Annotated in this window: 1 protein-coding gene; it reads right to left on the reverse strand. The window is 39.6% G+C overall.

The features are described 5' to 3' along the window. Window positions 1-1,246, reverse strand: a 1,246-nt coding sequence (locus HCB45_RS15105; RefSeq protein WP_312026342.1) for a leucine-rich repeat domain-containing protein, incomplete at both ends; no start/stop codon positions are given.

Below are 1,246 nucleotides of genomic sequence, written 5' to 3' on the forward strand. Positions count from 1 at the left end.
ACTCACTCTCACTCAAGGACGAGGATGTCGACTCGGACTCACTTAACGCAATCGATTCCGACGTACTCTCAGATAAAAGAACATCAAGATATGGAATATCTTGCTCATCATCTGTCAACGGAACCTGAACACCTGGAAGCGTTGGATCTATATCGATGCTCGGATCTACAATATACTCTCTTCCATCTGATCCGGTAATTGTATCTGGCGGTATCGTCACGATATCTCCGCCTACGGCATCATCCGGTACACCAATCACTTCTTGGTCTCCACCTGGGATAGATGGATGTAATGCACCAGCTTTTTGATACTGCTTTACCGTATAATCTTCTTTCCACTGAGGTACCCCATTACCATTTGTATCTGTACTCGAAATAGTGGCTAGTGTATTAGTAGTATAACGTGCTTCTTGTGACGTCCCTTTCTCATAGATATATACATATCCTGTTGGTGGGGCATCTACTGATACTCCGTAGGAAGCAACTAACTGCGCGTTGTTCCCTGTACCTGTAACGGTATAAGTTGGCGTATAAGGAACATCCGTTCCTACCGCATTTCCATTCGCATCTTCTTTTTTTAATGACCCTACTTCGGATACCAGAATGACATAATCACCATTACTATCCGTTTCAGTATTTATCAAACCATAGTTTGTTCCATTTAATTGTGCTTTCGCATAATTATATACGTCTTCCAAGTAATTTAAGTTACTTGTTTCTTCTGCAAATAACGTTTGATCTCCAGTTGTTTGACTATCACCATCACTGTCTACCATTATCTTTACAGCAACGGGCTCTATACGTATAGTAACTTTTCCCGAAAAGCCACTATTAATACCACCATATCGATTCCACGAATAACTGAGATTCTGAGCCACATTAGCTAAACCAGTCCATGTAATTACAGGATTTGCGAAAGTACCACCATTAGAGATGTTAGACGGAGTTATTATATTTTCTTCTGTATCTTTTGCTATAAACGGTGTCTCTATTCGATTAAACCACTTTATTCCAGGAATAATAATTTCTTGATTTCTTACAGCTAGCTGACTAAAGCGAGAAGCTCTCAAATAACTTATATCACTTATCTGATTGTTGTCTGCATTTAAGTTTTTTAGCCTAGTCAAGCCGCTTAAATCGCTTAGATCACTTATCGAGTTGTTTGACACATTCAAGTTGCTTAGATTAGTCAAGCCGCTTAAATCGCTTAGATCACTTATCGAGTTGTTTGACACATACAAGGTGCT

Source organism: Listeria farberi (assembly GCF_014229245.1).
Lineage (GTDB): Bacteria > Bacillota > Bacilli > Lactobacillales > Listeriaceae > Listeria > Listeria farberi.